The 26018-nt window shown below is 53.0% G+C and carries 21 protein-coding genes; 3 read left to right on the forward strand and 18 right to left on the reverse strand.

Annotation, left to right across the window (positions count from 1 at the left end; all coding sequences use genetic code 11):
* The first annotated feature begins 147 nt into the window (after positions 1–147).
* On the forward strand, positions 148–1707 hold the full coding sequence (locus AADEFJLK_RS18645) for a hypothetical protein (RefSeq protein WP_146054664.1): 1560 nt from the start codon (positions 148–150) through the stop codon (positions 1705–1707).
* 48 nt (positions 1708–1755) lie between these two features.
* Here AADEFJLK_RS18645 and thrC read toward each other — a convergent pair whose 3' ends face one another.
* The 8 genes from thrC to AADEFJLK_RS18685 all read right to left on the reverse strand — a co-directional run bounded on the left by thrC (position 1756) and on the right by AADEFJLK_RS18685 (position 10736).
* On the reverse strand, positions 1756–2841 hold the full coding sequence (thrC, locus tag AADEFJLK_RS18650; protein WP_088618028.1) for a threonine synthase: 1086 nt from the start codon (positions 2839–2841) through the stop codon (positions 1756–1758).
* A gap of 91 nt (positions 2842–2932) precedes the next feature.
* A complete protein-coding gene (locus AADEFJLK_RS18655; RefSeq protein ID WP_103975348.1) occupies positions 2933–4243 on the reverse strand; it encodes a homoserine dehydrogenase in 1311 nt (436 codons plus the stop codon).
* An 88-nt stretch (positions 4244–4331) separates the two neighbouring features.
* A complete protein-coding gene (locus tag AADEFJLK_RS18660; RefSeq protein ID WP_088618027.1) occupies positions 4332–4538 on the reverse strand; it encodes a DUF1289 domain-containing protein in 207 nt (68 codons plus the stop codon).
* Positions 4539–4717: 179 nt separating this feature from the next.
* Complete coding sequence (gene miaA, locus AADEFJLK_RS18665; protein WP_103975349.1) at positions 4718–5656, reverse strand: tRNA (adenosine(37)-N6)-dimethylallyltransferase MiaA; 939 nt, start codon at positions 5654–5656, stop codon at positions 4718–4720.
* A 42-nt stretch (positions 5657–5698) separates the two neighbouring features.
* Positions 5699–7507, reverse strand: coding sequence for a DNA mismatch repair endonuclease MutL (gene mutL / locus AADEFJLK_RS18670; RefSeq protein ID WP_103975323.1), 1809 nt, complete (start codon positions 7505–7507; stop codon positions 5699–5701).
* Between the two features lie 19 nt (positions 7508–7526).
* Complete coding sequence (locus tag AADEFJLK_RS18675; RefSeq protein WP_088618025.1) at positions 7527–8726, reverse strand: N-acetylmuramoyl-L-alanine amidase; 1200 nt, start codon at positions 8724–8726, stop codon at positions 7527–7529.
* A 103-nt stretch (positions 8727–8829) separates the two neighbouring features.
* Complete coding sequence (tsaE, locus tag AADEFJLK_RS18680) at positions 8830–9249, reverse strand: tRNA (adenosine(37)-N6)-threonylcarbamoyltransferase complex ATPase subunit type 1 TsaE (RefSeq protein WP_103975324.1); 420 nt, start codon at positions 9247–9249, stop codon at positions 8830–8832.
* Positions 9249–10736 (reverse strand): NAD(P)H-hydrate dehydratase, encoded by a 1488-nt coding sequence (locus tag AADEFJLK_RS18685; RefSeq protein ID WP_088618023.1) that lies wholly within the window; start codon positions 10734–10736, stop codon positions 9249–9251. The genes tsaE and AADEFJLK_RS18685 overlap by 1 nt, the downstream gene beginning before the upstream one ends.
* A gap of 240 nt (positions 10737–10976) precedes the next feature.
* Here AADEFJLK_RS18685 and AADEFJLK_RS18690 point away from each other — a divergent pair, with 240 nt between their 5' ends.
* The gene (locus tag AADEFJLK_RS18690) at positions 10977–11549 is read left to right on the forward strand and encodes a beta-class carbonic anhydrase (protein ID WP_088618022.1); all 573 of its coding nucleotides are present in this window, start codon (positions 10977–10979) and stop codon (positions 11547–11549) included.
* A 36-nt stretch (positions 11550–11585) separates the two neighbouring features.
* On the opposite strand, the gene AADEFJLK_RS18695 is transcribed toward AADEFJLK_RS18690, so the two are convergent.
* From AADEFJLK_RS18695 to dcd, 9 genes are all read right to left on the reverse strand, one after another.
* Positions 11586–11873: a hypothetical protein gene (locus AADEFJLK_RS18695; RefSeq protein WP_088618021.1), complete on the reverse strand. Its 288-nt coding sequence runs from the start codon at positions 11871–11873 to the stop codon at positions 11586–11588.
* 73 nt (positions 11874–11946) lie between these two features.
* Positions 11947–12900 carry a YVTN family beta-propeller repeat protein gene (locus AADEFJLK_RS18700; protein WP_088618020.1) on the reverse strand — a complete coding sequence of 318 codons (954 nt, stop codon included), beginning with the start codon at positions 12898–12900 and terminating at the stop codon, positions 11947–11949.
* An 8-nt stretch (positions 12901–12908) separates the two neighbouring features.
* The gene (locus AADEFJLK_RS18705; protein WP_088618019.1) at positions 12909–13472 is read right to left on the reverse strand and encodes an SRPBCC family protein; all 564 of its coding nucleotides are present in this window, start codon (positions 13470–13472) and stop codon (positions 12909–12911) included.
* Positions 13473–13838: 366 nt separating this feature from the next.
* Positions 13839–15095, reverse strand: coding sequence for a choice-of-anchor tandem repeat GloVer-containing protein (locus tag AADEFJLK_RS18710; RefSeq protein WP_103975325.1), 1257 nt, complete (start codon positions 15093–15095; stop codon positions 13839–13841).
* 168 nt (positions 15096–15263) lie between these two features.
* The gene (locus AADEFJLK_RS18715) at positions 15264–17309 is read right to left on the reverse strand and encodes an nSTAND1 domain-containing NTPase (RefSeq protein WP_103975326.1); all 2046 of its coding nucleotides are present in this window, start codon (positions 17307–17309) and stop codon (positions 15264–15266) included.
* On the reverse strand, positions 17306–19288 hold the full coding sequence (locus AADEFJLK_RS18720; RefSeq protein WP_103975327.1) for a metallophosphoesterase family protein: 1983 nt from the start codon (positions 19286–19288) through the stop codon (positions 17306–17308). The genes AADEFJLK_RS18715 and AADEFJLK_RS18720 overlap by 4 nt, the downstream gene beginning before the upstream one ends.
* Positions 19289–19775: 487 nt before the next feature.
* The gene (locus tag AADEFJLK_RS18725) at positions 19776–21380 is read right to left on the reverse strand and encodes an ABC transporter ATP-binding protein (RefSeq protein WP_103975350.1); all 1605 of its coding nucleotides are present in this window, start codon (positions 21378–21380) and stop codon (positions 19776–19778) included.
* A gap of 10 nt (positions 21381–21390) precedes the next feature.
* Positions 21391–22698 (reverse strand): TRZ/ATZ family hydrolase, encoded by a 1308-nt coding sequence (locus AADEFJLK_RS18730; protein ID WP_103975328.1) that lies wholly within the window; start codon positions 22696–22698, stop codon positions 21391–21393.
* A 92-nt stretch (positions 22699–22790) separates the two neighbouring features.
* Positions 22791–23357 carry a dCTP deaminase gene (gene dcd, locus AADEFJLK_RS18735; RefSeq protein ID WP_103975329.1) on the reverse strand — a complete coding sequence of 189 codons (567 nt, stop codon included), beginning with the start codon at positions 23355–23357 and terminating at the stop codon, positions 22791–22793.
* Between the two features lie 279 nt (positions 23358–23636).
* Between dcd and AADEFJLK_RS18740 the strand changes: the two genes are divergently transcribed.
* Positions 23637–24734, forward strand: coding sequence for a TIGR03118 family protein (locus AADEFJLK_RS18740; protein WP_103975330.1), 1098 nt, complete (start codon positions 23637–23639; stop codon positions 24732–24734).
* A gap of 101 nt (positions 24735–24835) precedes the next feature.
* On the opposite strand, the gene apbC is transcribed toward AADEFJLK_RS18740, so the two are convergent.
* Positions 24836–25927, reverse strand: coding sequence for an iron-sulfur cluster carrier protein ApbC (gene apbC, locus AADEFJLK_RS18745; RefSeq protein ID WP_103975331.1), 1092 nt, complete (start codon positions 25925–25927; stop codon positions 24836–24838).
* Between the last annotated feature and the right edge of the window lie 91 nt (positions 25928–26018).

The raw sequence follows: 26018 nt of genomic DNA on the forward strand, positions 1-26018 counted from the left end.
CGAGATGTTGTTTGGCGTACAGAGAGCCCGCAGCAGCCTAACAACAATTGTCTAAGGCGGGCTTTATAAGCGACCCGTTTGACCGTTGCGTTTTTTTTGCAAAATCTCAACATTATCCTTACTGTCAAATCCAATAGGAATACGCCATTGTCACCCAAAAAACCTCATTTTATCACTGCCACCCATTATTTCGGACGCTGTTCTATGGGTAACTTTTGGAATACGTTCGAATGTGGGCGGGTGCCTGACGATTTTAAACAAATCCGTGCTGACGGCTTTAACGCCATTATCCTCATTGTTCCGTGGGCGCACCTACAGCCGCACACTCAGCCGATTGAATATGACCAAACCATTTTAGGCAGGTTATCTTACTTGCTCGCCCAAGCGCGTGCCGTCGGTTTGCGCATTATGCTAAGGCTAGGTTATTTGTGGGAAAATGCCCCGGCCGATATGACAACCTACCGCCGCTACCAACGGCTATTGACCGATCCGCAGCTGCAATTGGCTTGGCAGGATTATCTCGCTAAAGTGGAAAGCGTGGTTGGTGAGGATGCCCAAGACTGCAATTTTTTCCTTAGCTGGGAAGATGCTTATTGGCCGGTGTTGCGCCACCCTGAAAACCTGCGTCCAGAAGCCCGCATCAAATACGCCCAAGACATCGGGCTGACCGCCTATATCAAAAAACGTTTTGCTTTTGAGCAGCTACAGGCACTTTACGATGTCACTGCCGACTCTTATGATACCTTGCCCGCCCCCACCTCCAGGGAAAAATTATTTGCCGAATTCGCCCTATTTTTTGACCGCGAATACATAGAGCCTTGGATACTCGCCAGTAAAAATGCGTTAGTCCATGACATTTGGTATGAACACCGTATCGATCCTGATGTATTTTACGGGGATGGCTGGCAAGACTCCGTAGAATACGGCTCCTATAAAACCGGCAGCAGTTGTGATGTCATCTATTATCATCCTAAAATAGGGGTAAGTGGCGCCAAGCCCCTCAGCGCCGACGAGGCCGCCAAACACATGCAGCGGGTCTTAAATGGCTTCCGACCTTTTAATATCCACAAAAAACCGGTTTTTTTAGACCAGTTCAACTTTAAGATCAATAATCCCAAGCACCCTGATTTTGCCCGTCTGGCGGACGAGCATGTCCCCCGGCTTTTAGAACAACTGGTTCCCCTGTTCAAAAAAAATCTGATCGGCTATGGTGTCTGGGGCTACCGTGATTGGCGTGACGACAAAATTTTTAACGGGGCTTTTGAATTGGGCTTGGCCGGCTGGGAAGGCACTCAGCTGATTATGGAAGGCGACACTGTCCTGTTGACAGCGGGCAGCGAGCTGAAACAAGCTAACTTACCCCCCATGCCGTTTGTTTATATTGAATGTTTGCCGCTACCCGGCGAAACAGTGCTGAGCATCAGCAACGGCGTATGCACCGAACAGCAAACCGTTACCGCCGATACCTGTGAAATCATCCTGACTTTTGCCCAGAACAACACGGGCAAAGGGCCGCTTCATATCAATTGCCTGCAAGGTACGCTCAGCATCCGTAAAGTCGCTTACTATTCGCACATTTACAGCAACGGCATGAGGGATATTAACGGCGCGGCCAGCCCTATCCTCAATGCGATTGCCCGTTTTAACCATACGCTTGCCCCCAACCTGCCAACGGCGGCCCATAAGCAAGCCGCCCTGCCCGCTTAAGGCCACCCGCCCCGACTGAGCCGCCCTTTAAAAAGGGCGGCAAAGGGTTTACAGGCTATCTAAAATAGCCCGTTTTACCGCATCCAAGCTCGCGTCAATGGTAACGGGTTTAGCGTCGGCACATTGCTGCATGGCAATTTCCGGGTCTTTAATGCCGTTGCCCGTCAAGGTGCAGACAATCCGGCTGCCTTCGGGAATTTTGCCGATACTGATGTCATGCAGCGCCCCCGCCAACGATGTTGCGGAAGCGGGTTCACAAAATACCCCTTCAAATTGCGACAACATTTTTTGTGCCGCCAAAATCTGCTCGTCACTAAACTTATCAAACCAACCGCCGGACTCTTTCTGGACGTTCCAAGCCAAATCCCACGATTGCGGATTACCGATACGGATTGCCGTCGCTAAGGTTTCAGGGTTTTCTATCGGATGGCCGGCCACAAACGGCGCCGCACCCGCCGCCTGATAACCGCACATAATCGGCAAATTACGGGTCACCGCCGCATGGCTGGCCGAATAACGGGCATATTCGGTATAACCTTTCCAGTACGCAGTGATATTGCCCGCATTACCAACGGGTAAGCAGTGATAATCGGGCGCAAAACCCAGCTCATCAACAATTTCAAAGGCTGCGGTTTTTTGGCCTTCGATACGGAACGGATTGATGGAGTTGACAATAGTCACGGGTGCCAATTCGGCGACTTCCTTAACTAAAGCCATGCCTTTATCAAAGTTACCGTTAATTTGGATGATTTTGGCATCATACATCAAGGTTTGTGCCAGCTTGCCCAAGGCAATCTTACCTTCGGGGATCAGTACGAAGGCCTTAATGCCCGCCCGCACCGCATAAGCCGCCGCCGAAGCTGAGGTATTGCCGGTCGACGCGCAAATAATGGCTTGGCTACCCGCTTCCACAGCTTTGGTCACAGCCATGGTCATACCACGGTCTTTAAACGAACCAGTGGGGTTCAGGCCTTCAAATTTGACGTAAATATCGACCTCTTTGCCGATCAGGCGGGGGATATTTTGCAATTGGATCAGCGGTGTGTTGCCTTCGCCAAGGCTAATCAGGCGGGTGTCGGCACTGACGGGCAGGCGGTCACGGTAGCGTTCAATTAAACCGGTGTAACGGGACATGAGAGTTCCTATGAATTTGAATAGTGATAATTAGGTTTATTAATGCTTATTAGGTAAGCTTTATTGTATAGAGCAGAGCTAACCAATAAGACTAGCCCAGCGTTTCCATGCGGATACGGTTGACTTTGCCGCTGACCGTGGGCAAGGCTTCAATCGCCCGGATAGCGGCGTTCATTTCTTGTTCCAAGGTGATTTGCGTCAACATAATAATCGGCAAGGCTGTACTGTCTTTAGGCGGCTCTTTTTGGATAATGGCTTCTATACTGATGTCATGGTCGGCAAGGATTTTTGTGACATCCGCCAATACTCCTGGCTTATCTTCGGCGTTCAGGCGCAAATAATACGATGTTTTAATGCGTTCCGCCGAAAGGACCGGAATATCCGCCAAGGCATCGGCACGGAACGCCAAATGCGGCACCCGGTTTTCCGGGTCGGAAGTCAAGGCGCGTACCACATCAATGACATCGGCGACCACGGACGAGCCAGTCGGCTCAGCCCCTGCACCTGCACCGTAATATAAGGTCGCGCCGACGGCGTCGCCTTTGACCAACACCGCATTCATCACGCCGTTGACATTAGCGATCAACCGCCGCTCAGGAATTAAGGTCGGATGCACCCGTAACTCAATGCCCTCGGCAGTTTTGCGGGCAATCCCCAAATGCTTGATACGGTAGCCCAATTGCTCGGCATATTCAACGTCAATCCGGGCAATTTCGGTAATGCCTTCGGTATAAACCTTCTCAAACTGCAAAGGGATGCCAAAAGCAATCGATGCCAATATAGTCAGTTTATGCCCGGCATCAATACCTTCAACATCAAAAGTAGGGTCGGCCTCGGCATAACCCAAGGCTTGGGCTTCGGCCAACACATCGGCAAAATCGCGGCCTTTATCACGCATTTCGGTCAGGATAAAGTTGCCCGTACCATTGATAATGCCGGCCACCCATTGGATTTGGTTGCCGCTTAGGCCTTCACGGATCGCCTTAATAATGGGTATGCCGCCCGCCACCGCCGCTTCAAAAGCGACGATTACGCCTTGCTCACTGGCTTTGGCAAATATCTCGTTACCGTGGGTGGCAATCAGCGATTTATTGGCGGTGACAATATGTTTGCCGTTGGCAATGGCGGTCAGAATCATATCTTTAACCGTCCCTGCCCCACCGATGGTTTCCACAATAATGTCGATATCAGGGTCGTTGATGATGTCTAAGGGGTCGGTGGTCAATTGTATATCTTGCGTGTCGCAGATACGCGGTTTTTGTAAATCTCTTGCCGAGGCGCGGGTAATGATAATTTCCCGTCCGGCGCGGCGGGCAATTTCTGCCGCGTTGCGCTTTAAGATATTGACCGTACCGCCACCGACAGTACCCAATCCCAACACACCTACTTTTATCGGTTTCAAAGCAAACTCCAGTTCAGCTAAAAGCTGACCATTATATTTCATAAGCCGTAAGGCACAAGCGCGAGTTTACGGTTAGCGGCCTTGAGCCTTAGGACGTTTTTACTAATTTCTTACGCACTTTTTTGCTGACCATATTAATAAACTCATCGCTGTTGTCATAGCCTTGGACTTTGATAAACTCGACTATCGACGCGATTAATTTTTTGGTGTCGGCGATTTCTTGGTGCGAACGTCCGCAACCTTGGCAATGTGTGCCGTCTTTTGTGCAGAGGTCAGCACAGGGGGTAAATTTCATAACATCTCTCGGATTATTTTAAGTAAATCGGGCGGGGCTTTAGTCAGTGGCCCATTAAGAATGCCAAGATAGCCGCCACCTTGCGGTAACTTGCCTTATTTTAAAGCTATTTACGGCACAGGACACGAAGAATACGCAATTTTTGCCGATGCATCCGTCTTATGGTCGGCTTATCGGCGTTAAACCAGCAGATGGCGGCCAATGCAGGCAAGGGCTTGGCTGACTAACGCGCTGTCGCCCGTCACCAAATGCTCGGCTTCGGTTTCTTTACGCAGCCAAGTGAATTGCCGCTTGGCCAGTTGGCGGGTGGCGGCGATGGCCTGCTCGGTCATAGTCTGCCAATCCGTATCGCCATGCAGATAGGCCCATACTTGCCGATAACCCACCGCCCTCAGTGCGGGCAAAGCGGCGTTTAAATCGCCGCGCTGGTACAGCACCCTGACCTCCTCGACCAAACCTTGCGCCAGCATCTGATGGAAGCGTTCGGCAATAATGCCGTGCAGGATAGCCCTATCAGACGGGGCGACCACCAGCTTAAGGATACGGTAAGGGATCGCGGGGCCGGTATCGGCAAAAAAGTCCGACAAGGGTTGGCCACTTAATTCATAGACTTCCAATGCCCGTTGCACCCGTTGCGGGTCGTTAGGATGGATTCTGGCGGCGGCTTTAGGGTCTATCGCCGCCAAGCGCTGATGCAAGGCCTCTTTACCTAAGCTTGCCAACTCTTGGTCTAAACGCCGCCTCAGTTCCGGGTTGGCCGCTGGCAGCACGGCCAAGCCACTACTCAAGGCATTAAAATACAGCATAGTGCCGCCCACCAAAATCGGCAACTTGCCGCGTGCGGTCAAGTCCGCCATCAAAGCCAAGGCTTGGCTGCGGAATTGTCCGGTGGAATAGGCCTCAGAAGGGTCAAGGATATCGATCAGATGATGGGGAATGCCGCCGCGCTCCTGCGCGGTCGGTTTGGCCGTGCCGATGTCCATGCCGCGAAACACCAAAGCCGAATCGACACTGATGATTTCGCCATTAAGCTGCTGTGCCAATTGCACCGCTAAAGCCGTTTTGCCGGAAGCGGTCGGCCCCATGAGAAAAATGGCGGGGGGAAGGGTTAAATCCATAAATACGGGTTCAGGCAAGGGGGCGGCAAACGGCACAAGGCCTTATTGTCCGCGCAAAAAGAATTTATCCAATTCGCCCGTTGAGAGGGCAATCCAAGTAGGGCGGCCATGGTTGCATTGCCCGCTCCGTTCCGTTTTTTCCATATCGCGCAGCAAGCCGTTCATCTCCTCAACCGTCAGGCGGCGTTGGGCGCGGATGGCTCCGTGGCAAGCCATTGTCGCCAACAGTTCTTGGATATGCTCTTGCACCCGTTGGCTCATGCCATGCTCGGACAAATCCGCCAACACATCGCGGAACAAGGTTTCGACATCGGTATGGCGTAACAAAGCCGGCACGGCGCGTAGCACTATGGTTTCGGGGCCAAAACGGTTAATGTCAAACCCCAAGGCCAAAAAAATGGCTTGGGCCTGTTCGGCCAAGTCGGCTTCGGCAAGGCTGGTGCTGAGTTTTATCGGCAACAGCAAGGGCTGGCTGGCGACTGTACCTTGCTGATATTGCTGTTTCAGGCGTTCATAAGTGACCCGCTCATGGGCGGCATGGGCATCCACCAAAATAATGCCCGTGCGCGTCTCCGAGAGGATAAAAATATTATGTAAATGGGCAATGGCATAGCCTAACGGCGGCGCCCCGCCCGCCTCAGCATCTACCGCTGTCGGTATCGGTAGAGGTTCGGCGGCCAATTGCGCGTAATGCCGAAGCTGCTCTTCAACCTGCAAAGGCAACTGGCTTTGTCTGGCGGGCGGCGGCTGGTAAACCGCCGCCGTACCGCCCCCTGTCGCCGCCACTGTCGGCGGTAAAGGCGGATGGGAGACCTCAGGTAACGTATGGATAGTCAAATCAGGATGGCCGGGACGTAAATCCGCCAAGCTACGGTGTAAGGCGCTGAACAAAAAATCATGCACCAACCGCCCTTCCCTAAACCGGACTTCCAATTTGGCGGGATGGGCATTGACATCAACTAAGGTCGGATCTAAGGTCAGGTATAACACAAATACCGGATGGCGGCCATGAAACAGGACATCCTGATAAGCTTGCTTGACCGCATGGGCGACCAGCTTATCCTTAATCAGGCGGCGGTTGACATAAAAAAACTGCATGTCCTGCTGGCTACGCGAAAATGTCGGCAAGCCGACCCAGCCGGTCAATTGCAAACCGGCTGCGGCAAAATCAATGCTGACGGCGTTATCGACAAAGGCTTGGCCGCACAAGCTGGCGACGCGCTGGATTTGCTGAGCTTCGCTAAGTGCGGGCTTTAATTTAAAGATTTCCTTTTGGTTATGCACCAAGGTCAGGCCAATATCAAAACGGCTTAAGGCCATGCGTTGCAGTAAAGTTTCGATATGGTTAAATTCGGTTTTTTCCGTCTTTAAAAACTTGCGCCGAGCGGGGGTATTATAAAACAAATCCCTTACTTCAATCGTTGTTCCCGGTGGGTGCGGGTCGGGTTGCGGGGCAAAATCCTGTTCGGAACCGTCGGCAGCGACCCGCCAAGCGCAATCGCTGGCCGCCGTGCGGGAAATTAGCGTCAACCTCGACACCGAGCTGATACTGGGCAAAGCCTCACCGCGAAAACCCATGCTGGCGACCTGCTCCAAATCCTGTAAAGAGGCAATTTTGCTGGTGGCATGACGGGACAAAGCCAGCGGCAAATCGTCTTTAACAATGCCGCAACCATCGTCCCTAATTTTAATCAGCCGGATGCCGCCCTGCTCTATCTCTATATGGATGTGGCCGGCTCCGGCATCAAAACTATTTTCGACCAGCTCCTTAACTACCGAGGACGGCCTTTCGACAACTTCACCCGCAGCAATTTGGTTAACCAGTTGGGTCGGTAAGGGATGTATGCGCATTAAGCCTTAAATCGTTTTTTTACAGTGCCGCCATACGGCTATCGATGGGCGCAGATTTTTTAAAATAATCATACACGCCTGCAAAAATGGCCCTGGCCATTTGCGTCTGGTAGCGCGGATTAACTAAATTCTGCTCTTCCAGAGGATTGGAAATAAAAGCCGTCTCCACCAAAATGGAGGGGATATCAGGTGACTTAAGGACAATAAACGCGGCTTTTTGCACCGCATCACGATGTAATTGGTTCACTCCGTCAAAATGCCTTAACACACTGTCGGCAACTTGTTGGCTGGCGGATAAGGTGGCCGTTTGCGACAAATCCAACAGCACCGAAGCCAACACGTCTTCTTTATCGCTTAAATTGACCCCGCCCACCAATTCGGCGGCATTTTCCGACTTTTCCAGCCAACGGGCGGCTTCGCTGGATGCGCCCTGAGTCGATAAGGTGAATACGGAAGCCCCACGCACCGAAGTATCATTAAACGCATCGGCATGTACGGAAATAAACAAATCGGCTTTGGCGGCACGCGCAACCTGCATCCTTTCCCGCAGGCCGACATAATCATCACCCTTACGCACCATCACCGCTTTCATACCCGGCTGGGCATCAATCAGCACGGCAAGCTTTTGGGCAATGGCAAACGTGACCACCTTCTCTTCGGTACCTTGCGGGCCATGGGCACCCGGATCATTACCGCCATGCCCTGCGTCAATGGCGATAACAATATCACGGCCTTTATGAATAATGGCTTTGGGTTCGGCGGCAGGCTTAAGCTTAGCAACCTTAGGTGCTACTGCCGCAACGGCTTTAGGGTCATTAGCGGATATCGCCTTATGGGTAAGGTCAACCGTCAAGCGGTGTTCGTTACGGTTATTGGACGATAAGGAGAATTTTTCCGGGCTAATGGCTTTTTTTAAATCGATCACCAGCTTTACGCCAGCCGCATCCTGAACCGCCAAACGGGTCTTAGCAAATAAGGGGTGGTCAGCCGGAGGCTGTTGTAAACTGCCCTGCAAAGCGGCATTTTTAATGACGATGACTAAGCGTGGCGGGTTATCCATAACAAAAACGCGATGCTTAGGTGAGGCCGTAACGGCAACCGACAGATGGCCTTGTCGATTATCGTAAGCTAATGCCCCCACTTGGATGGGTTCTGGCAACGCCATAGCAGCCCCTGATTGCAAGGCTAAAATACACAGTATTTTATGGTAATTTTTCATAGACAACGCCAAAAAATAATATCTCAGTCGAGATTATATAGTAGCTTATCCTTAGATATATACAAGATATATACAAACCGGACTCTCTAAACCGGATGATTTTTTACGGCTTACCCCACTCCAAGGTCATCAGCCGTCCATTGCCTTCGGCTTCCAAACGGATGATGATGTCAGGCGGCGGTAAAAACCCCAAGCCTTTTTCGGCCCACTCGATAAAACACAGGCAAGGCTGGCTAAAATAGTCACTTATACCTATCCATTCCAGCTCTTCCGGTTCGGCAAGCCGATATAAATCGAAATGGTAGATGGTTTGCCCTTTAATGGCATATTCTTCCACTAAGGTATAAGTGGGGCTTTTGACCGCCCCCACAAACCCGGCTGCACGCAGATACGCCCGTACCAGCGTAGTCTTACCCGCCCCCAGATCACCTTGCAGAAACACCACAGCTTGCGCGGGTAACAGTTCGCGTAATTCGCCGCCTAACTGTTCGGTCGCCGCAGTGTCGGCCAAGTAACGGCGCATCAGTGGTTAACCAAACGCCGTAAATGCGGCATCAGATCACTGGCAAGCAAGCCGCGCTCACCGTCTTGCATCGCAGCCATATCGGCGGCTTTACCGTGGATATACACGCCTTGCTGGGCGGCATCTTTTAACGAAAAACCTTGTGCCAACAATCCGGCTATAACGCCGCACAGCGCGTCCCCCATACCGCCTGAAGCCATGCCCGGATTACCGCTAGTGGATACGCCAATATCATCGGCGGTGGCGATTAACGTACCCGCCCCCTTAAGGATGGCGATGCCGCCATATTTTTTTTGGACATTGGCGACCACCGTAAAACGGTCTTCTTTTATTTTCGCTATGGGCAAGTTCATCAACCGTGCGGCCTCGCCGACATGCGGGGTCAAGATACTCCGGTAAGGGGTCAGCAGCAGATTGTTATGTGCAGCCGGAATTTTCGCCAGAATATTGAGGGCATCAGCATCAATCACCGATACCTTCCGGGAATGGATCACCGCCAATAACAATTCCTTTGCCCAATGGCTTTGGCCTAGGCCGGGGCCGATAACGACTACATTGGCTTTTTCCAACAGGCTGGTCAGTTGCTCGGCATTATCGACACCGTGACACATCAGCTCAGGGCGGTGGACACTGATAAATCCGGTATGCTCTTTACGCGTGGCGACACTCACCAAACCCGCCCCCACCCGCAAAGCGGCTTCCGACGCTAACATTACCGCCCCAATATAGCCACGGTCGCCACCAATCACCAGCACATGACCATTTTTGCTTTTATGTATACAGCGGTCACGGCGCGGAAAAGTCTTCGGTAAGACCCGATACACCGTGGATTGCACATCCTGAAAGACTTCTTCCGGCACATCCAATGAGGCATAAATAATGTCCCCACAATATTCCGCCGCCTCTCCTGTCAGCAAACCCCGTTTCAGGCCAATAAAAGTCACCGTACAATCGGCCTTAACGGCTGCTGCCAGGACGGTTCCGGTATTGGCATTCAGGCCGGACGGCAAGTCTACCGAAATCACCGGGCTGGCGCTGTCATTAATCGCTTGGATAGCCGCCAGATACTGGCCAGTCACCGGCCTGTCCAGTCCGGTGCCGAATAACGCATCGACAATAACATCCGCGTTTATAGGCTGCCCCAAACTGAACGTGCTGACGCTACCGTGTGCCGCCCTATAGTGTTGGTAGGCGGTTAACGCATCCCCTTTCAACACATCCGGGCTAACCAAAGCGTAAACGTCAACGGACAAACCCGCTGACAAAGCCAACGCGGCGGCAATATAGCCGTCCCCGGCATTATTGCCTGCCCCACAAAAAACCGCAACTGTCCGCGCGTGCCGCCATTTTTTATGCAGTTGGGCAAAAACGGCGGCACCGGCTTTAGTCATCAGCGCAAAACCGGAAATGCCCCGCTGATGGATAAGCCGCTGTTCGAGTTCCTGAATTTGTGCCGTGTTGTACAGTGTCGGCGGTAGTGTTTGCATAAAATTATTTTGTTAAAATGACCGCAGAATAATCCAATTCCCAACAAGTCCGGCATTTTTGCCGTTTTGGGTTTTCAAAGACATTTTTTATGATACATTAAAGACCGCTAAGATGCTTATAAGGCCTAAAACCCTTTTAGGCGCTTGGCAATGAATGATATGGGATTGGATATCCAAACAATTTGTTTCATGTCCATTCCTTAAGCAACTTATAACTATAAAGAATCCTGAGGAAAACCCATGAGTAACGTATTAAATGAAGTGCTGCTGGCAAACCGCGGTTACGCGGCCAGTTTTGACAAAGGCGACCTGCCTATGCCTCCAGGACGGCGTTTTGCCATTTTGACCTGTATGGACGCACGACTGGACCCTGCCAAATATGCCGGCTTGTCAGAAGGCGACGCGCATGTTATCCGTAATGCGGGTGGCCGAGCCAGTGATGATGCCATACGCTCCTTGGTCATTTCCTACAAACTGCTCGGTACCCGCGAATGGTTTGTTATCCACCATACCGATTGCGGCATGGAAACCTTCACAGACGACATTATGCGCGGCTTACTGGCCTCCAGCTTAAAAACCGCCTCAGTTGACGAACACGGCTGGCATGACTGCTGCGAAGGCCCAGGCTCCGCCGAAGCCAACCACATTAGCTGGCTGACCATTAAAGACCAAGCCCAAAGCGTTTTAGAAGATGTCCAACGCATTAAAGCACATCCCTTAGTGCCTAGCGACATTCCGGTTTACGGCTATATTTATGACGTTAAATCAGGCCGCCTGATCGAAGTGCCGGAAGCCACCGCCGCCGGCAAATAAGGCAAAAGCAGCCGTGCCGGCATTAGTGCCGCACGGCTACTCTTTATCGATCCATTCCTCTAAGGCCGCAATGATGCTCTTCGCTTGGTCTTTGCTGGAAATATTAAACTTGGATTTTTGCTGATATTCCCCGTTGCGTTTTTGGTAACGGCGGATAGTATATTTATCCGGGCCGTATTCTTCCTTAGCGCGGTTCCAATCCTGATAACGGTACATCACCGTCGCCCAAGCCCCCTTGGTCAAAACTTTTTTATCCAGTTCCTTAACGGTCTCAATATCGCCGTCCTGATAACTTACCGTCAATTCATCTACTGTTTCAGCCATGTTATTCCTCAACTATTACCAAATGGTTCGGAGTCTATCATATCGCCCGGCAATATCCGCTTAAAAAACGGCGTTATTTGCCGATAAATTGCCCAAAAGCCCGGCTGCCCTCACCCGTCTTAACCGTCTTAATGACACGCAAGGTTTGCGCGTCCACAACCGAGACAGAATTGTCAAACCAATTGGCGACATAGACATGGCGGTCATCAGGATGGGTACTGATACCTTCCGGCTTTTCGCCGACCGGCACCAAACCTATCGCCGTCAAGGTGGCGGTATCAATCACCGACACCGAGCCGTCGTCTTGGTTAGTCACCAACAAACGGCTGTCATTTAAAGCCAACGCCGCCGCATAAGGCAACATGCTGACCTTAACCGTCGCCAACACCTGCATCCGCCGGGCATCCAGCACCGTCACATCATCACTTTGCACATTAGCGGCATACAAGCGCTCGCCACGGCTATCTAAGGTCAAACCAAACGGATGCTTACCCACCGCCACAGTTTGCTTCACCGTGCCGCTGCCCAAATCCACCTTACTGACCGAATTGTCCAAACGGTTCGCCACATACAGCCAACGGTTATCGGGACTGACCGCCAAGCCGGACGGCGATTGCCCCACAGCAATGGTTTGCACCACCTTAAGGCTAGCGGCATCGACCACCCCGACGCTATTATTATACCAATCGGCGACATAAATACGGCGGCTATCCGGGCTAACGGCAATGCCCAACGCCCCGTCACTGACCTTAACCTCCGCCACCAACGCGCGTTGCGCGGTGTCGATAACGGCAAAACCGTGCGCTTCCGGGGTGCTGACATAACAGCGCTTACCGTCGGGGGCAACTGCCACCCCGGCAGGCTTACCCGGCACGGCAACCGTCGCCACCACCTCACCCACCGCCGTATCAATAATAGAGACGCTATCGCCCAACTGATTGCTGATATAAGCAAACGGGGCGGCAACCGCCGCAGACGTAAAAAAAGCGGTAGCTATTGCTACCGCTTGCACAAGCTTAGCCCGCACCGGATGGCCTATTTTTCAGCCAAGGCTTTCAAATTGGCCAAGCCACCTTTCAAAATCGCCGTAACGGCGGTATTGGCGGCTTCTTCGTTCATTTCCGCTGGCGGATTGTTGTTCATATAAGCGCGGTAGTAACCGGCTTTCCAAGAAACTACCGTTGCACCGCCTTTCGCTTCCACTTCAATGCTGGCCGCATAGTTGTCCACTGGCAATACGGGTACTTTTTCGTCCACACCCGAATGGTTAATGGTCTTGACGGTGCTCATATCGATAATTTTATAGGCGTAAGACATATTTTTTTCGTCATACTTTTTCAGCTCTTCCGTGATAGTGCCGCCGGCATCCAAGGTCAACACGCGGACTGAGCCTTTATTGTTACCCTTATCGACAGTGGTGCTTTTAACGCCCGGCAACCAGGACATATCACCGTAATCTTTAATGATATGCCATACTTTTTCGGCAGGGGCGTTAATTGTCACTTCTTCTTCCGCTTTTTGGCGGACTGGGCCGTGGGCATTAGCAACCGCAGTAAACATGAGCATAGCTGAGAACCCCAATAAAGCAATTTTTTTCATAGTCATTTCCTAGTGAGAACAAATAAACGCCCCATTATATGCCAACTACCCGCCGCAAGCATTAGTTGATGGTGTCTTTTCGTGGGTAATGCCCATAGATGGACTAAACAATCAATGGTTTATGAAATACCCCTTATGCAAGCGGAAGGTAAAGGGCTTTAGGCCTTGCCGAATGGCTTAGGAACGCGCATGAAATAAAATCTGTTGTAAAAACGTTACACGGTAACGTCACTACAGTTTTTAGCCTAATCGGGGGTATTTTTTGCCACTGAACTTAAATGGCAACATTATTTTATGCACGTTCCTTAACCGGGCTTTTAGCCACTGCCACCCACAAAGTAGCCACAAACCGCTGAACTGTTACACCTATGGGCTGACCTTAAATACCGTGCCAAAACCGTATTGGCCTCCTGAGTTGGTTGCCCCATAGAGATTACCTAAGGCATCCCGCACCAGTCCGGCAAAAGGAGATTTCCCGTTGGTACCGTCAAAATCAACCAGGGTCGCTAATGTCCACGCCGTTTGTCCGGTCACGGGCGGCGACAGCTTGAAAACAGTACCAAAATCGTCGTCAGCACCGCCGATAAAGGCTGTGCCATAAAGGTTGCCGGATGCATCCCTCAGCAGCGGCGCAAAGGGGTAGTGGCCGCTGGTCGCGGTAAAATCGGCCAGTGTGGTCAGCCTCCAGGTGGTTTTGCCCGGCAAGGGCGGCGACAGTTTGAACACCGTGCCTAAGCCGTTTGCCCCACCACGGGTGGTTGTGCCATAGAGGTGGCCGACTTTATCGGCCACCAATCCGGCAACCGGGAAATTCCCGTGTGTGCCGTCAAAATCAACCAGCGTGGTCAGCACCCATTCGCTCTGTCCGACCGCAGGCGGCGACAGCCGGAACACCGTGCCGTCATCGTCAACGCCGCCCCACCAAGTTGTCCCGTACAGGTTGCCGGACGCGTCCATAATCAACCCACCAAACGGCAGGGTGCCGTTGGTGCCATTAAAGTTGACCAACGTACTCAGTGTCCAGCCTTTTTTTCCGGCGGCAGGCGGCGCTAGCCTGAACACGCTGCCGCCATGGCCTGCCCCACCATCAAATGTTGTACCGTAGAGGTTGCCGGACTTATCCCTCAGCAAGCGGGCGGAAGATAAGGGGGCCTGTGTACTGTCAAAGTTGAACAGTGTAGTCCGCGTCCATTTGGTTTGCCCGACCGCAGGCGGGGCTAGCCGGAATATCGTGCCTACGCCGTTGGTGCCACCGCTGACGGTGACAGCGTACCAATTGCCGTCTTGGCCTTGCAGCAAAGGGCCTGGCTGATAACCGTCACTAGGGCTGTTAAATTTGCTGAGCCGCGTTAACGTCCACGCGGTGTATTCGGGTGCTGGCGGCGACAGTTTGAGCACCGAGCCGGCATAGCCTAGGCCTTTTGCCGTCCCGTACAAACTGCCCGCCCCGTCCAATACCCATGTAGAATCAGGATAGGCACCGTTGTTGCCGTCAAAATCAAGCAGGGTGGTGAGTTGGGCAGCCTGCGCCCAATTTGGCAAGACCACGGCCATCAATAAGGGAACAGCGGCCAGTTTGCAACAGGCCCGCAACGTCGACAAGATATTCTTCTTTTTTTGCATATATTTCCCCTTAGGGTGATGATGGTTTACGCACAAAATTGGCTGGACGAAAAATAGACAGGTCGCTGCCTTAGGACAATCGCATTAAACATGTAGCAAGACAATTTATTAGGTTTTAATTGCTGCTGGGCAAAACTGTCCGAGTATGGCTTTCAGCACAAAACCCGGTCATAACTCTTCCTCAACAAGCCAACGCCCCAATACAGGGATATTCAGTTGGCCTTGCCCATCAATTAGCAGCCGCCGTTCCAGCCAACGGCGGGTACGCGAATCGGGAGCCGTGGTTTCACCCAGCGCCAGCATCTGCAAAGCCTCACGGGCGGATTCGGGGGCGGTGCCGTACAAATGGCGGAAATAATAGGCGCTTTGCTCCAATGCGCGGCACTCCACCGCTTCCAGATCAGCCAGCTCAGCGGTGCGGCACTGGGTTTCATTAAGGCGGCTGACCAAAAGACTACCGTACAACTGCACCAGATCGGGCTGGCCACCTGTACGCTGATAGATACTTTCGGCCACGCCTAAGGGGATGGCCTCGGCGGGAAATACCGGAATGGGGCGGGTCAAAAGCCCTACCGTTGTCTGCCTATCCAAATGCCCGATAGCTATTTCGCGGACATTAATGAAATGGTCGCTCCATAACTCTCCCCATTCCTCAAAGGGTGCGGCACCGGAAACCAGCAGCCGCACCCGCCGCTTGTGCTGGATGGTGGCTCGCAGCAAGCCCATGAATTGCAAGAGTTCCCGCTGCTCGCCGGGGAACAGGTCTTCCAGGCGTTCAAATTCGTCGATGCAAAGCAATAAGCGCCGTTCACCGACAGCTGTTTCCAGTGCGTCCAGCCAGTCTTTGGCGGTCTCGAAAGGGGCCGTCAATAGGCGTTCCCGGTCTAAGGCAGGCAATTCCAGTTGCCGGTCACGCCGGGCTTGGATACGGATCTGCCGATCCATGGCTCCGAACAACGCCGACAGACTATCTACGGGATTATCTTGAAGGTCGAACAATACCACTACCGCATCCGGCAACATCGACGGCAGCATTTTAAGCAACGAGGTCTTGCCGCAACGGCGCGGCCCTAAAAGCGCCAAAGACGCGGCATTCCCGGCATCGGCCAGCAGCTCATCCACCCGCCGTACCAGATTTTCCCGCCCCCGAAAAACCTCCCGCCCCGTTTCCGGCTCCAGGGGATTCCCGGAGCGGAAGGGATTGGGCAATTGCTGTTCGGCGGCTTGTTCCGCCTCCCGCCGCAAAGCGGCCAGGGCGGTATGCCAAGCTGGCAGGATAGGCCGCAGTTCGCGGGCTAAAAAGGAGGAGGTATTGAGCAACTGGTTTTCCAGCGACTTAAAGGCCTTTTCTCCCCGTTCCAGATGGCCTAAACGGTGATAGGCGATCTTGGATTGCTGTGCCGCTTGGAGATAACGGGCCATTTCGGCCAAACCCGACAGCAGGGGGTCTGCACCCTCTACCCCCGGCAACCAATCCCCCTGAAGTTCCGCCGCCTCGGCAAAGCGGCTGGTGTGGGCATATTGGGCCAGTTCCCGCGCTTGCAAGCGGGCTAAAGCGATGCGGCCAAGCCGCTGCTGACCCGGCGCGATGGCGCAGGCATCAAGTGCCCGACGTGCCAAGGACGGGTCGGTTTCTGCTGTGAGTGTTATATGGCTGGCTAAGAAAGGCAAGGGAAAATAAATTAGCTCATGGTGCAGCACCGGAGACCAATTTAGGGTAGGCCGACCAGTGAAACGCTGGATGAAATACGAGAGGGATGCAGCCTGAATCTCCATAAGATAAAACGGCAACCGGATATAAGCCACTCCCCAAGCCACTCCAAAAGCCACGCCCCCAGCCACGCCCAAAGCCACGCCCAAAGCCACGCCCCCAGCCACGCCCAAAGCCACGCCCAAAACCACGCCCAAAGCCACGGCCAAAGCCACGCTCAAAGCCACGCCCAAGTAATCCACTACGAACCCGTAGGATTGGAGTGCCAAAACCAATGCGCCAGTTAACAGTGGTATAGCCGTCACAAGCAATACAAACATCCGTAAGACAAAAGCCCGCCCCACCCCACCCCGCCGCCAAAGCCGCCAAGCGAATGCACCAGGCTCATCAATCCCCAAAGCACGCAAACGCCTATGCAAGGTCACTGGCTGCATGAACAGCAGCCAGAGTAGTTCCCAATAGCCTGGTAAAGATACCTTCGGCTGTGTGCTGGCAATTTTCATGCTTCGTCCTCTTCTTCCAACCATTGCCGCAAAACCTCACCGAATAACCGACCGTTCTCGTCCTGTAAGCCCCGCAGTCGAAAGGTGCTGTTAGTGGCCGAAAATCCGCCGGTTGCAACATTCCGCAAGGCTTGCTTATCCTTGTTGCGTAAGGTTTTCCAGAGCTGGCGCAGGCGGGGGTAGGCATTTGATCGGGCTTGGTCTACCGCCCATTCGCGGGATTTGCCGTGGCGGCGGGCTTCGGCCAAGCGATAGCCCAGAAGTTGCAAAAAATAGGGATGGCGGCCAGCCCAGCGGCGCATCAGCGCTTGGTCTTCCCCGTCCAGCTTACCCTCACCGCGCCGCACCAATTGCTCGGCGGCGGCGGGTTCGAGCAGGCCTAGCCATTCGATGCGCAGTTTATTGTCAAAGGGCGAGCCACGCCCCAGCTGTTCGAACACCAAGTCAATAGGCTGATGGGTGGCCAGCACCAAGCACAACCTATCCAAAAGCCCCCGGAGCCGCTCAAAGAAACGGTATTCAAACTTGCGCAGGAAGATTTCCGCTTCATCCAGCAACAGCACAGGCGGCAGGCCGGGCAGGCCAACACGGTCGACCCAAGCCGCCAGCCGGTCGGCGGCAGGGTCCGCGCAGTCAGCACAGGCTTTGCCAGTAATAGCGGCTACAAAAGCAGACAGCGAAGCCGCTTCCGGCCCTTCACCACGGAGCAGAACCACTGTCCGGGCCATGATGCGGGCTTTTTGTTCGAAGTTTTTCAGCACCGACATTTTGCCGATACATCGGTCACCGACCAAGGACACACTGGAACCCTCTTCCAAAGCTTGAATCAGGCTATCCATTAAGGCCACCCGACCCACGAAATTAGGCGGAAGGGCCGGACGATTGAAATCATAGGGATTGGAGCTAGGGTCAATGCGGGCTATGGCTTGGGCTAATGGCCACAACAGCCGCCCTTGATGGCTTTGCTTGTAGCGGCTGTCATCGTCGTGCCAATGGCCTCGCTCTGACCAAGCACGGAACCAAGGTTCAACACTGATGGGCCGCCCTTGCCCATCAAGTTGTAAGGTGATGAGTTGGCAACCGTTAGGATAGTGGTCTGCGTGGTGGCCTTCGTACAAACAGCCAGCCGCCAATTCCACCAGCCCCCGGTCGGGGTCGTCACTGCGTTCAAGAACGGCGTTGTGCAAATGGCCGCGTAACAACAAGTCGGCATGTTCGGCTAACAGATTTTTGGCGGCTGCGTGATCGGCCAGATCCCAAAGCGGATGATGGCAGAGGACAAGGCGCAAACCAGGGAATTTGTTGCCTTCCTTGTCGGTGGCATGAAGCATGATTTGGTCATCGGTGAGCCAAAGTTTTTGGGCATCGTGGTCGTCCCCAGCCAGCCAAGCGGTATCCAAACCCGTAATATGTATCGGAAAGGGCAAGCCCGGAAAGTCCGGGCAGACGTGATAACCCACCCGTCCGTGGTCATGACGCTCCGGCAACAAGGCTTCCCTCCCCAGTTCCGTAAGCCATTGGCGATAAGCGGCCTGCCGTGCCAACACCGGTTCAAGCCAACCCGTATCCGCACCGGGCGGCGGTTTACCGCTGCCTCTCAGCCAACGCGATAACGTCAGGCCATCCATTTGGCTGAATGTTTCGCGCAGTTTTTGCCATTCCGCCAGATGGAGGCCTCGGTCAATGTCGTGGTTGCCGGGCACAAGGAAAAACCGCTCAGGTGGCAGGGACAGCTTTTTCAATACGGCGTGGAAGAATGCAGTGGCGGCGGCATATTCCCCCGGCTTACCCCAATCCGCCGCATCGCCAGTAAAACACACCAAATCAATAGGGCCGGCAGCGGTGACGGCTTCCAGATTATGTTCCCAGGTTGCCCCCAAAACCCGCTGCCGCCGCCAAGATTCCGTCTCGCGCGGGCCGCGTTCGTGCAAGTCGGAGATATGTAGGATGCGTAGCGTGTAGTTTTTTTCGTGTGCCATAGCTTAACTCCCCAGCGGTATCGTACTAGGCTATAGTGATTCTCTCCTAAAAGCAATACGGGAAGGGGCAATTCAATGCCCAAAGTATTTAGCTAAGCCACTTGGCGAATATACCGCCCTATAAGCCAAGCAGAAAGGGATTACCGATACCGACGGGGGCTATCCGCAAAAATGGACGCAAGCCGCCACTGCCCATTAGAAATGATGAATATTTACAACGTAGAGAAAAAAACAAGTAAGCCCGACAAAAGGCTAAAAATGACAAAAACCGTGCTGTTGCTGATACAGTTGCTAATAGCACGGATTTTTAAAAGACCGAACGCGTGTAACGCTTTGATTTAAATGGTGGGGTGTTAGTGATTAATAGTACATTTCACATATTTTAAAAAATCATTAACTTAATTGACTTTTATGTAAACAGTTAGCCATTTTAGATAAACTTAATCCCGTCAATCATCTTCTTTCATCCGCAATAACAAATATCCCCTCACCCCACCCGCAAAACCGGCACCGCCGCCAATAATTTTTGCGTATAAGCTTGTTGGGGTTGGGTCAGCACTTGTTTGGCATCGCCTTGTTCGATGATTTTGCCTTTATACATCACCGCCACGGCATCGGCGATTTCCGCCACCACCGCCAAATCATGGGTAATGAACAGATAACTTACGCCTTGCTCGCGCTGTAAGGTTTTCAGCAAGCTGATAATCTGCGCTTGCACCGACACATCCAAGGCGCTGGTCGGCTCATCGCAGACAATCAGGCGGGGCTTGACCGCCAACGCCCTGGCAATGCAGATGCGCTGGCGTTGGCCACCAGAAAACTCGTGCGGATAGCGCAAGGCCGCTTCTTCCGGCAAGCCGACTTGTTGCAGCAAGTGCCGGACGCGGCTAGCGCGTTCGGTCGCGCTGACTTCGGGGTATAAGGCGGTAATGCCTTCGGCGATAATGTCGCCTATCAACATTCTAGGGTTCATAGCCGCAAACGGGTCTTGAAACACCATTTGCATCGCCGCGCGTTGCTGCCTTAAGGCTTCGCCGCTTAATTCATGCAAGGCTATGCCGTCCATAAATACTTCGCCGCTATTATGCGGCAACAGGTTTAACAAGCTTTTGCCCAGGGTGGTTTTGCCGCAGCCCGATTCTCCGACTAAGGCCAAGGTTTTGCCTGCGGCTAGCTCAAAGCTGACCCCATCGACGGCCTTAACGTGATCGACCACGCGCTGGAACAGGCCTTTGCGGATAGGGTAATAACAACAAAAATCTTTGACTTGCAATAACGGCGTATTGACCGCTTCAGACGGGGTTTTAACGTGGCTGATGGACGGCAACGCCGCCAGCAGTTTCTGGGTATAAGGGTGCTGGGGTTGCCGGAAAAAATGCTCGGCCCATCCGGTCTCGACAATTTTGCCTTGCTGCATGACAGCCACACGGTCGGCGATGCTGGAAACTAAAGCCAAATCATGGCTGATCAGCCACAAGGCCATGCCGGTTTGCTGTTGGATCTGTTTTAACAACGCCAAAATTTGCGCTTGTATGGTCACATCCAAGGAGGTGGTCGGCTCGTCGGCGATCAACAAATCCGGCTGCCCAGCCAAGGCCATGGCAATCATCACCCGCTGCCGCTGCCCCCCGGACAATTGGTGCGGAAAATCTTTCAGGCGTTGTTGGGGATTAGGGATTTCCACTTGTTGCAACAATTCCAGCACCCGTTGCGCCAAGGCTTGCGCCGATAAGGCAAAATGCAGGCTAATGGCTTCGGCAATTTGCTGGCCGATCGTCATCACCGGATTTAACGCCGACATGGGGTCTTGGAATATATAGGCGACGCGGCGGCCCCGGATTTTGCATAATTGTAGCTCCGCCAAGGCCAATAAATCCTCACCCTGGACGGTGATCGCTGCGGCGCTGATGTGCGCCGTATCCGGCAACAGGCGCAACACCGATAACGCAGTAATCGACTTACCAGAACCGGACTCACCGACCAGTGCAAAGGTTTCACCGGGATATACCGCAAAGCTGATGTCATCAACCACCGGCTGGCCTTGTTTAAAAGCCACGCGCAAATGCTCAACGGTAAGAATGGGCGACTTCAGCATAACAATCTCAACTTGCCAACCGCTGTTGCCACACCGCGATTTTGCCGCGTAACGCGGCGATGTCTAAGGCCGTTAACTGGCCTTGCTTCAACAACTGTTTGCCCGCCACCCAGACATCGGTCACTTGCCGACGGTTAGCCGCATAAACGATTTGTGAAACCGGACAATACACGGGCTGGGTTTCCAACGCGCTTAAGTCTATGGCAATCACATCGGCGGCTTTGCCGATGCTTAAAGAACCGATTTCCTTATCCAACCCCAAGGCTTTCGCGCCATTGATCGTCGCCATCCGTAACGCCGCCATAGCGGGTACGGCACTGGCATCCTCGGCGACGGCTTTCGCCAATAACGCGGCGGTGCGCATTTCACCGAGCATGTCCAAATCATTATTGCTGGCAGCACCGTCTGTGCCTAAAGCGACATTAATGCCCGCCGCCAAGCATTTGGCGACCGGACAAAAGCCACTGGCCAGCTTGAGGTTAGATTCGGGGCAATGGATGATATGCGCCCCTGCATCGGCCATTAACTGGATTTCCTCGTCATTTAACTGGGTCGCATGGACGGCCAGCAACGACGGGTTAACCAACCCCAGTTCATGCAGGCGCTGCAAAGGCCGCTTACCGCTGTCCGCTTGCGCCTGCTCCACTTCGTGGCGGGTTTCGTGGACGTGGATATGGACAGGGGTTTGGTGCTGCCCGGATAAGGCCAAGACTTTTTGTAAAGGCGCATCGGAAACCGTATAGGGGGCATGGGGGGCGAATGTGGTGGTGATGAGCGGCTCGCCGCGCAACACATCATGCAGTGCCTGCGCTTTGCTCAGATACATCTCGCTGTTGTCCGCCCACACGGTCGGAAAATCAAACACCACCAAGCCGATACTGGCGCGTATACCATGCTGTATGGCTTGTTGGGCGCTGATATTCGGGAAAAAATACATGTCATTAAAACACGTCGTCCCGCCCATGAGCATTTCGGCAATCGCCAAATCCGTGCCGTCTTTGACAAATTCTTCACTGACCCAGCGTTGTTCCAAAGGCCAGATATGGTTTTGCAGCCAATCCATTAGCTGTAAATCATCTGCCCTACCGCGCAGCAAGGTCATGGCCGCATGGGTATGGCTATTGATAAAACCGGGCAGTAGCGCGTGGTCGGGCAAGTTTTCTGTCGTTACGGCCTGATACTGGGCGGTGGCTTGTCCGGTCGGCAGTAAATCAATAATTCTGCCCTCGTGGATAACCAACGAATGGTGTTCTAAGGTAATATCGGGCTCTACGGGAATAATCCATCGGGCATGGATGACGGTATCGACCTGCATGGCTAAGGTTCCTGATAATAGCGGTAGAAAAGAAAAGGGATAAGTGCCTCGGCAACAGGGGCTTACCCCATTGCCACAGCAGGGTGGCAGATTTAGGCCTTGGGTAAGGTCACGCCAGTTTGCCCTTGGTATTTGCCGCCCCGGTCTTTATAAGAGGTCTCGCAGATTTCGTCAGCCCCCAAAAACAGCATTTGCGCCACGCCTTCATTGGCATAAATTTTTGCGGGTAGGGTTGTAGTATTGGAAAACTCCAAGGTCACATGCCCTTCCCATTCCGGTTCTAACGGCGTAACATTGACGATAATGCCGCAACGGGCATAAGTGGATTTGCCCAAACAAATCACCAGCACATCACGCGGGATGCGGAAATATTCGACAGTACGCGCCAGGGCGAAAGAATTGGGCGGGATAATACAGACATCCGACTGGACATCGACGAAGCTACTGGAATCGAAGTTTTTCGGATCAACAATCGCCGAACTGATATTGGTAAAAATCTTAAACTCGTCCGAGCAACGGACATCATAACCATAACTGGACGTACCGTAAGAAATAATTGGCCCGCGTTCCGACTGTCGGACCTGACCTTCCGCAAAAGGTTCGATCATCCCTTGCTGCTGTGCCATACGGCGTATCCATTTATCGCACTTAATGCTCATTGTCTTATAAATCCCATAATTAACTAAAAATGCCGCCATTTTATCATAAACTGGCGGCAACACGTCTGGCTGCACAGACTTGGTATTCCCATTATGACCGGAATCTACCTAAGGCTTCCCCTCCCCTATTCCACTACCCGGCTGAACCTTCCCGGCATTATCGGGGATACAAATATGTTATGGAACGGCAGCGCTTAAGCCAGCTATAACAAACCCAAATTTTCAGGCCGTCAATAAAGCCAACATTCCGCTTTTACTTAATGTCCGAGGACAACATTTATGAAAAACCTAAGCCCAACGCCTACTTTCCCTTTTATAGCATTGGCCGCCGCTTGTTGGCTAGCGGGTATTAGCACCGCTGCACAAGCCGATACTAACGGTACCTACCGCCAAACTAATCTGGTTGCCGACCAACCCGGTGTTGCCGCCCAAACCGATGCCAATCTCCAAAATGCGTGGGGCATTGCCTTTAATCCGAACGGGGCGGTATGGATAGCCAACAACCATACCGGCACCACTACACTGTACGACGGCAACGGCGTACCTATTGTCGGCCTACCTGTGGTGAACGTGCCGGATGCCAGCGGCGCGGTAGGCAGTCCGACCGGGGCTGTGTTTAATTCCAGCAAAGATTTTAATATCACCCCCAATAATCCGGCGGCTTTCATTTTTGCCAATGAAAGCGGCTCGTTAGCCGCTTGGAACCCCAATGTCGACTTGCACAACGCCAAAGTTGTCGGTACGCCTATCGCCGGAAAACCCATTTATAAAGGCTTGGCACTGGCCGCTAACGGCACAGCACATTTCTTATATGCCACCGACTTCCATAATGCCAAAGTCCGGGTATTTGACAGCACGTTTGCCTTGGTGAACGCCAAACAAACCTTGGGCTGTGATTTTACCGACCCCAGCATCCCAGCCGGTTTTGCCCCGTTCGGCATCCAAAACATCAATGGCGCTTTATATGTGACCTATGCCCAACAAGATGCCGCTAAGGAAGATAATGTCTCAGGCCCAGGCCTAGGTTATGTCAATGTGTTCGATGCCAATGGTTGCCTGATCAAACGTTTCGCTTCCCAAGGGGCATTAAACGCCCCGTGGGCAGTGGCCGTGGCTCCCGCCAATTTCGGTATCCATAGCAACCAAGTGCTGATCGGTAATTTTGGCGATGGCGCCATCAACACATTTAATCCCGTAACCGCCCGTCCTGGTGGGGCATTACGCGGTTTGGACGGTAAGAAAATCAAGATTGACGGCCTGTGGGGGCTGGCGTTCGGCAACGGCGTGGTTAATCAAGCCACCAACAGCCTATTCTTTACGGCGGGCCCGAACGAAGAAACCAATGGGCTTTATGGTAAGATTGATGCAGCCCCATAATCATGGCATAGCGATTACAAGTAGTAAGCCCCTATAACATTCCAAGCCGCTACCACCACTACCAGTGGTAGCGGCTTGGAACGGGCAAACTCCCCTACCCCTTAGCTGTTCTGCACGACAATCGTCGGGAAACGGCTACTGAAATCTTTGGCTTTTAACGCCAGCCTTGCCGCCGTTTTACGCGCAATCGACTTATAAATTTCGGCGGCACGGCCATCAGGGTCGGCGACCACGGTCGGCCTGCCCAAATCGGCATCTTGGCGGATAGCCATGTCCAGCGGCAACGCCCCCAGAAAATCCACCCGGTTGGCTTCCGCCATCACCATACCGCCGCCTGTGCCAAAAATCGCCTCTTCATGGCCGCATTGGGAACAGATGTGCAGGCTCATGTTCTCGACAATCCCCAACACTGGCACATTGACCTTGGCGAACATGCTTAAGCCGCGTTGCGCGTCAATCAAGGCAATATCCTGCGGAGTAGTGACAATGATTGCACCGCTGACCGGAATCTGTTGCGCCAAGGTCAATTGGATGTCACCCGTGCCCGGCGGCAAATCGATCACCAAATAATCCAGGCCTTGCCAATTGGTATCGCGCAGCAATTGCTGCAAAGCGTTGGTCGCCATCGGCCCGCGCCAAATCATGGCTTGCTCGGCCTGCACCAAATAGCCGATAGAAATGGTCTGCACCCCATACGCCACCTTAGGCATCATGGTTTTGTTATCATGGCTTTCCGGCGTACCCGACAGGCCTAACATGGTCGGAATGCTCGGCCCATAAATATCGGCATCCAAAATACCTACCGTCGCCCCTTCCGCCGCTAAAGCCAAGGCCAAATTCACCGCTGTGGTCGATTTACCCACCCCGCCCTTACCCGACGCGACAGCAATAATATTTTTAATTTGCGGATAGGGCTTTAAGGTTTGCTGAACAGCATGGGCGATAATTTTGACCCCAACTGTCACCGTTAAGCTGCCGAAGGTCGCCAAACTGTGCAGGTGCTGCTCAATAGCCGCCTGCATAGTCGCCAAAATACTTTGGGCAGGATAACCCAATTCAATAGTGACCGTAACCTGATCGCCATCTACGGTGATCGCCTTCACTGATTTTGCCGTGACCAGATCGACCCCATGGTTAGGGTCTATAAACGTTCTCAGCAACTGCTCGACAGTGGCTTTATCTATGCTTGACATGGTTATTCCTGATAAATGGACAATAAAAAAACGGTATGTGGCTCAGGATATAAGCCATGACGTATTTTTTCAACACAATTTACGCCAACCC

Origin of the sequence: Methylovulum psychrotolerans, from assembly GCF_002923755.1 — a bacterium.
Classification (GTDB): Bacteria; Pseudomonadota; Gammaproteobacteria; order Methylococcales; family Methylomonadaceae; genus Methylovulum; species Methylovulum psychrotolerans.

Coding starts and splice junctions, on each gene's coding strand:
- thrC (WP_088618028.1), bottom strand. CDS start 2,841: ATGTCCCGTTACACCGGTTTAATTGAACGCTACCGTGACCGCCTGCCC.
- AADEFJLK_RS18660 (WP_088618027.1), bottom strand. CDS start 4,538: ATGAAATTTACCCCCTGTGCTGACCTCTGCACAAAAGACGGCACACAT.
- miaA (WP_103975349.1), bottom strand. CDS start 5,656: ATGGATTTAACCCTTCCCCCCGCCATTTTTCTCATGGGGCCGACCGCT.
- mutL (WP_103975323.1), bottom strand. CDS start 7,507: ATGCGCATACATCCCTTACCGACCCAACTGGTTAACCAAATTGCTGCG.
- AADEFJLK_RS18675 (WP_088618025.1), bottom strand. CDS start 8,726: ATGAAAAATTACCATAAAATACTGTGTATTTTAGCCTTGCAATCAGGG.
- tsaE (WP_103975324.1), bottom strand. CDS start 9,249: ATGCGCCGTTACTTGGCCGACACTGCGGCGACCGAACAGTTAGGCGGC.
- AADEFJLK_RS18685 (WP_088618023.1), bottom strand. CDS start 10,736: ATGCAAACACTACCGCCGACACTGTACAACACGGCACAAATTCAGGAA.
- AADEFJLK_RS18690 (WP_088618022.1), top strand. CDS start 10,977: ATGAGTAACGTATTAAATGAAGTGCTGCTGGCAAACCGCGGTTACGCG.
- AADEFJLK_RS18695 (WP_088618021.1), bottom strand. CDS start 11,873: ATGGCTGAAACAGTAGATGAATTGACGGTAAGTTATCAGGACGGCGAT.
- AADEFJLK_RS18705 (WP_088618019.1), bottom strand. CDS start 13,472: ATGAAAAAAATTGCTTTATTGGGGTTCTCAGCTATGCTCATGTTTACT.
- AADEFJLK_RS18710 (WP_103975325.1), bottom strand. CDS start 15,095: ATGCAAAAAAAGAAGAATATCTTGTCGACGTTGCGGGCCTGTTGCAAA.
- AADEFJLK_RS18715 (WP_103975326.1), bottom strand. CDS start 17,309: ATGAAAATTGCCAGCACACAGCCGAAGGTATCTTTACCAGGCTATTGG.
- AADEFJLK_RS18720 (WP_103975327.1), bottom strand. CDS start 19,288: ATGGCACACGAAAAAAACTACACGCTACGCATCCTACATATCTCCGAC.
- AADEFJLK_RS18730 (WP_103975328.1), bottom strand. CDS start 22,698: ATGCAGGTCGATACCGTCATCCATGCCCGATGGATTATTCCCGTAGAG.
- dcd (WP_103975329.1), bottom strand. CDS start 23,357: ATGAGCATTAAGTGCGATAAATGGATACGCCGTATGGCACAGCAGCAA.
- AADEFJLK_RS18740 (WP_103975330.1), top strand. CDS start 23,637: ATGAAAAACCTAAGCCCAACGCCTACTTTCCCTTTTATAGCATTGGCC.
- apbC (WP_103975331.1), bottom strand. CDS start 25,927: ATGTCAAGCATAGATAAAGCCACTGTCGAGCAGTTGCTGAGAACGTTT.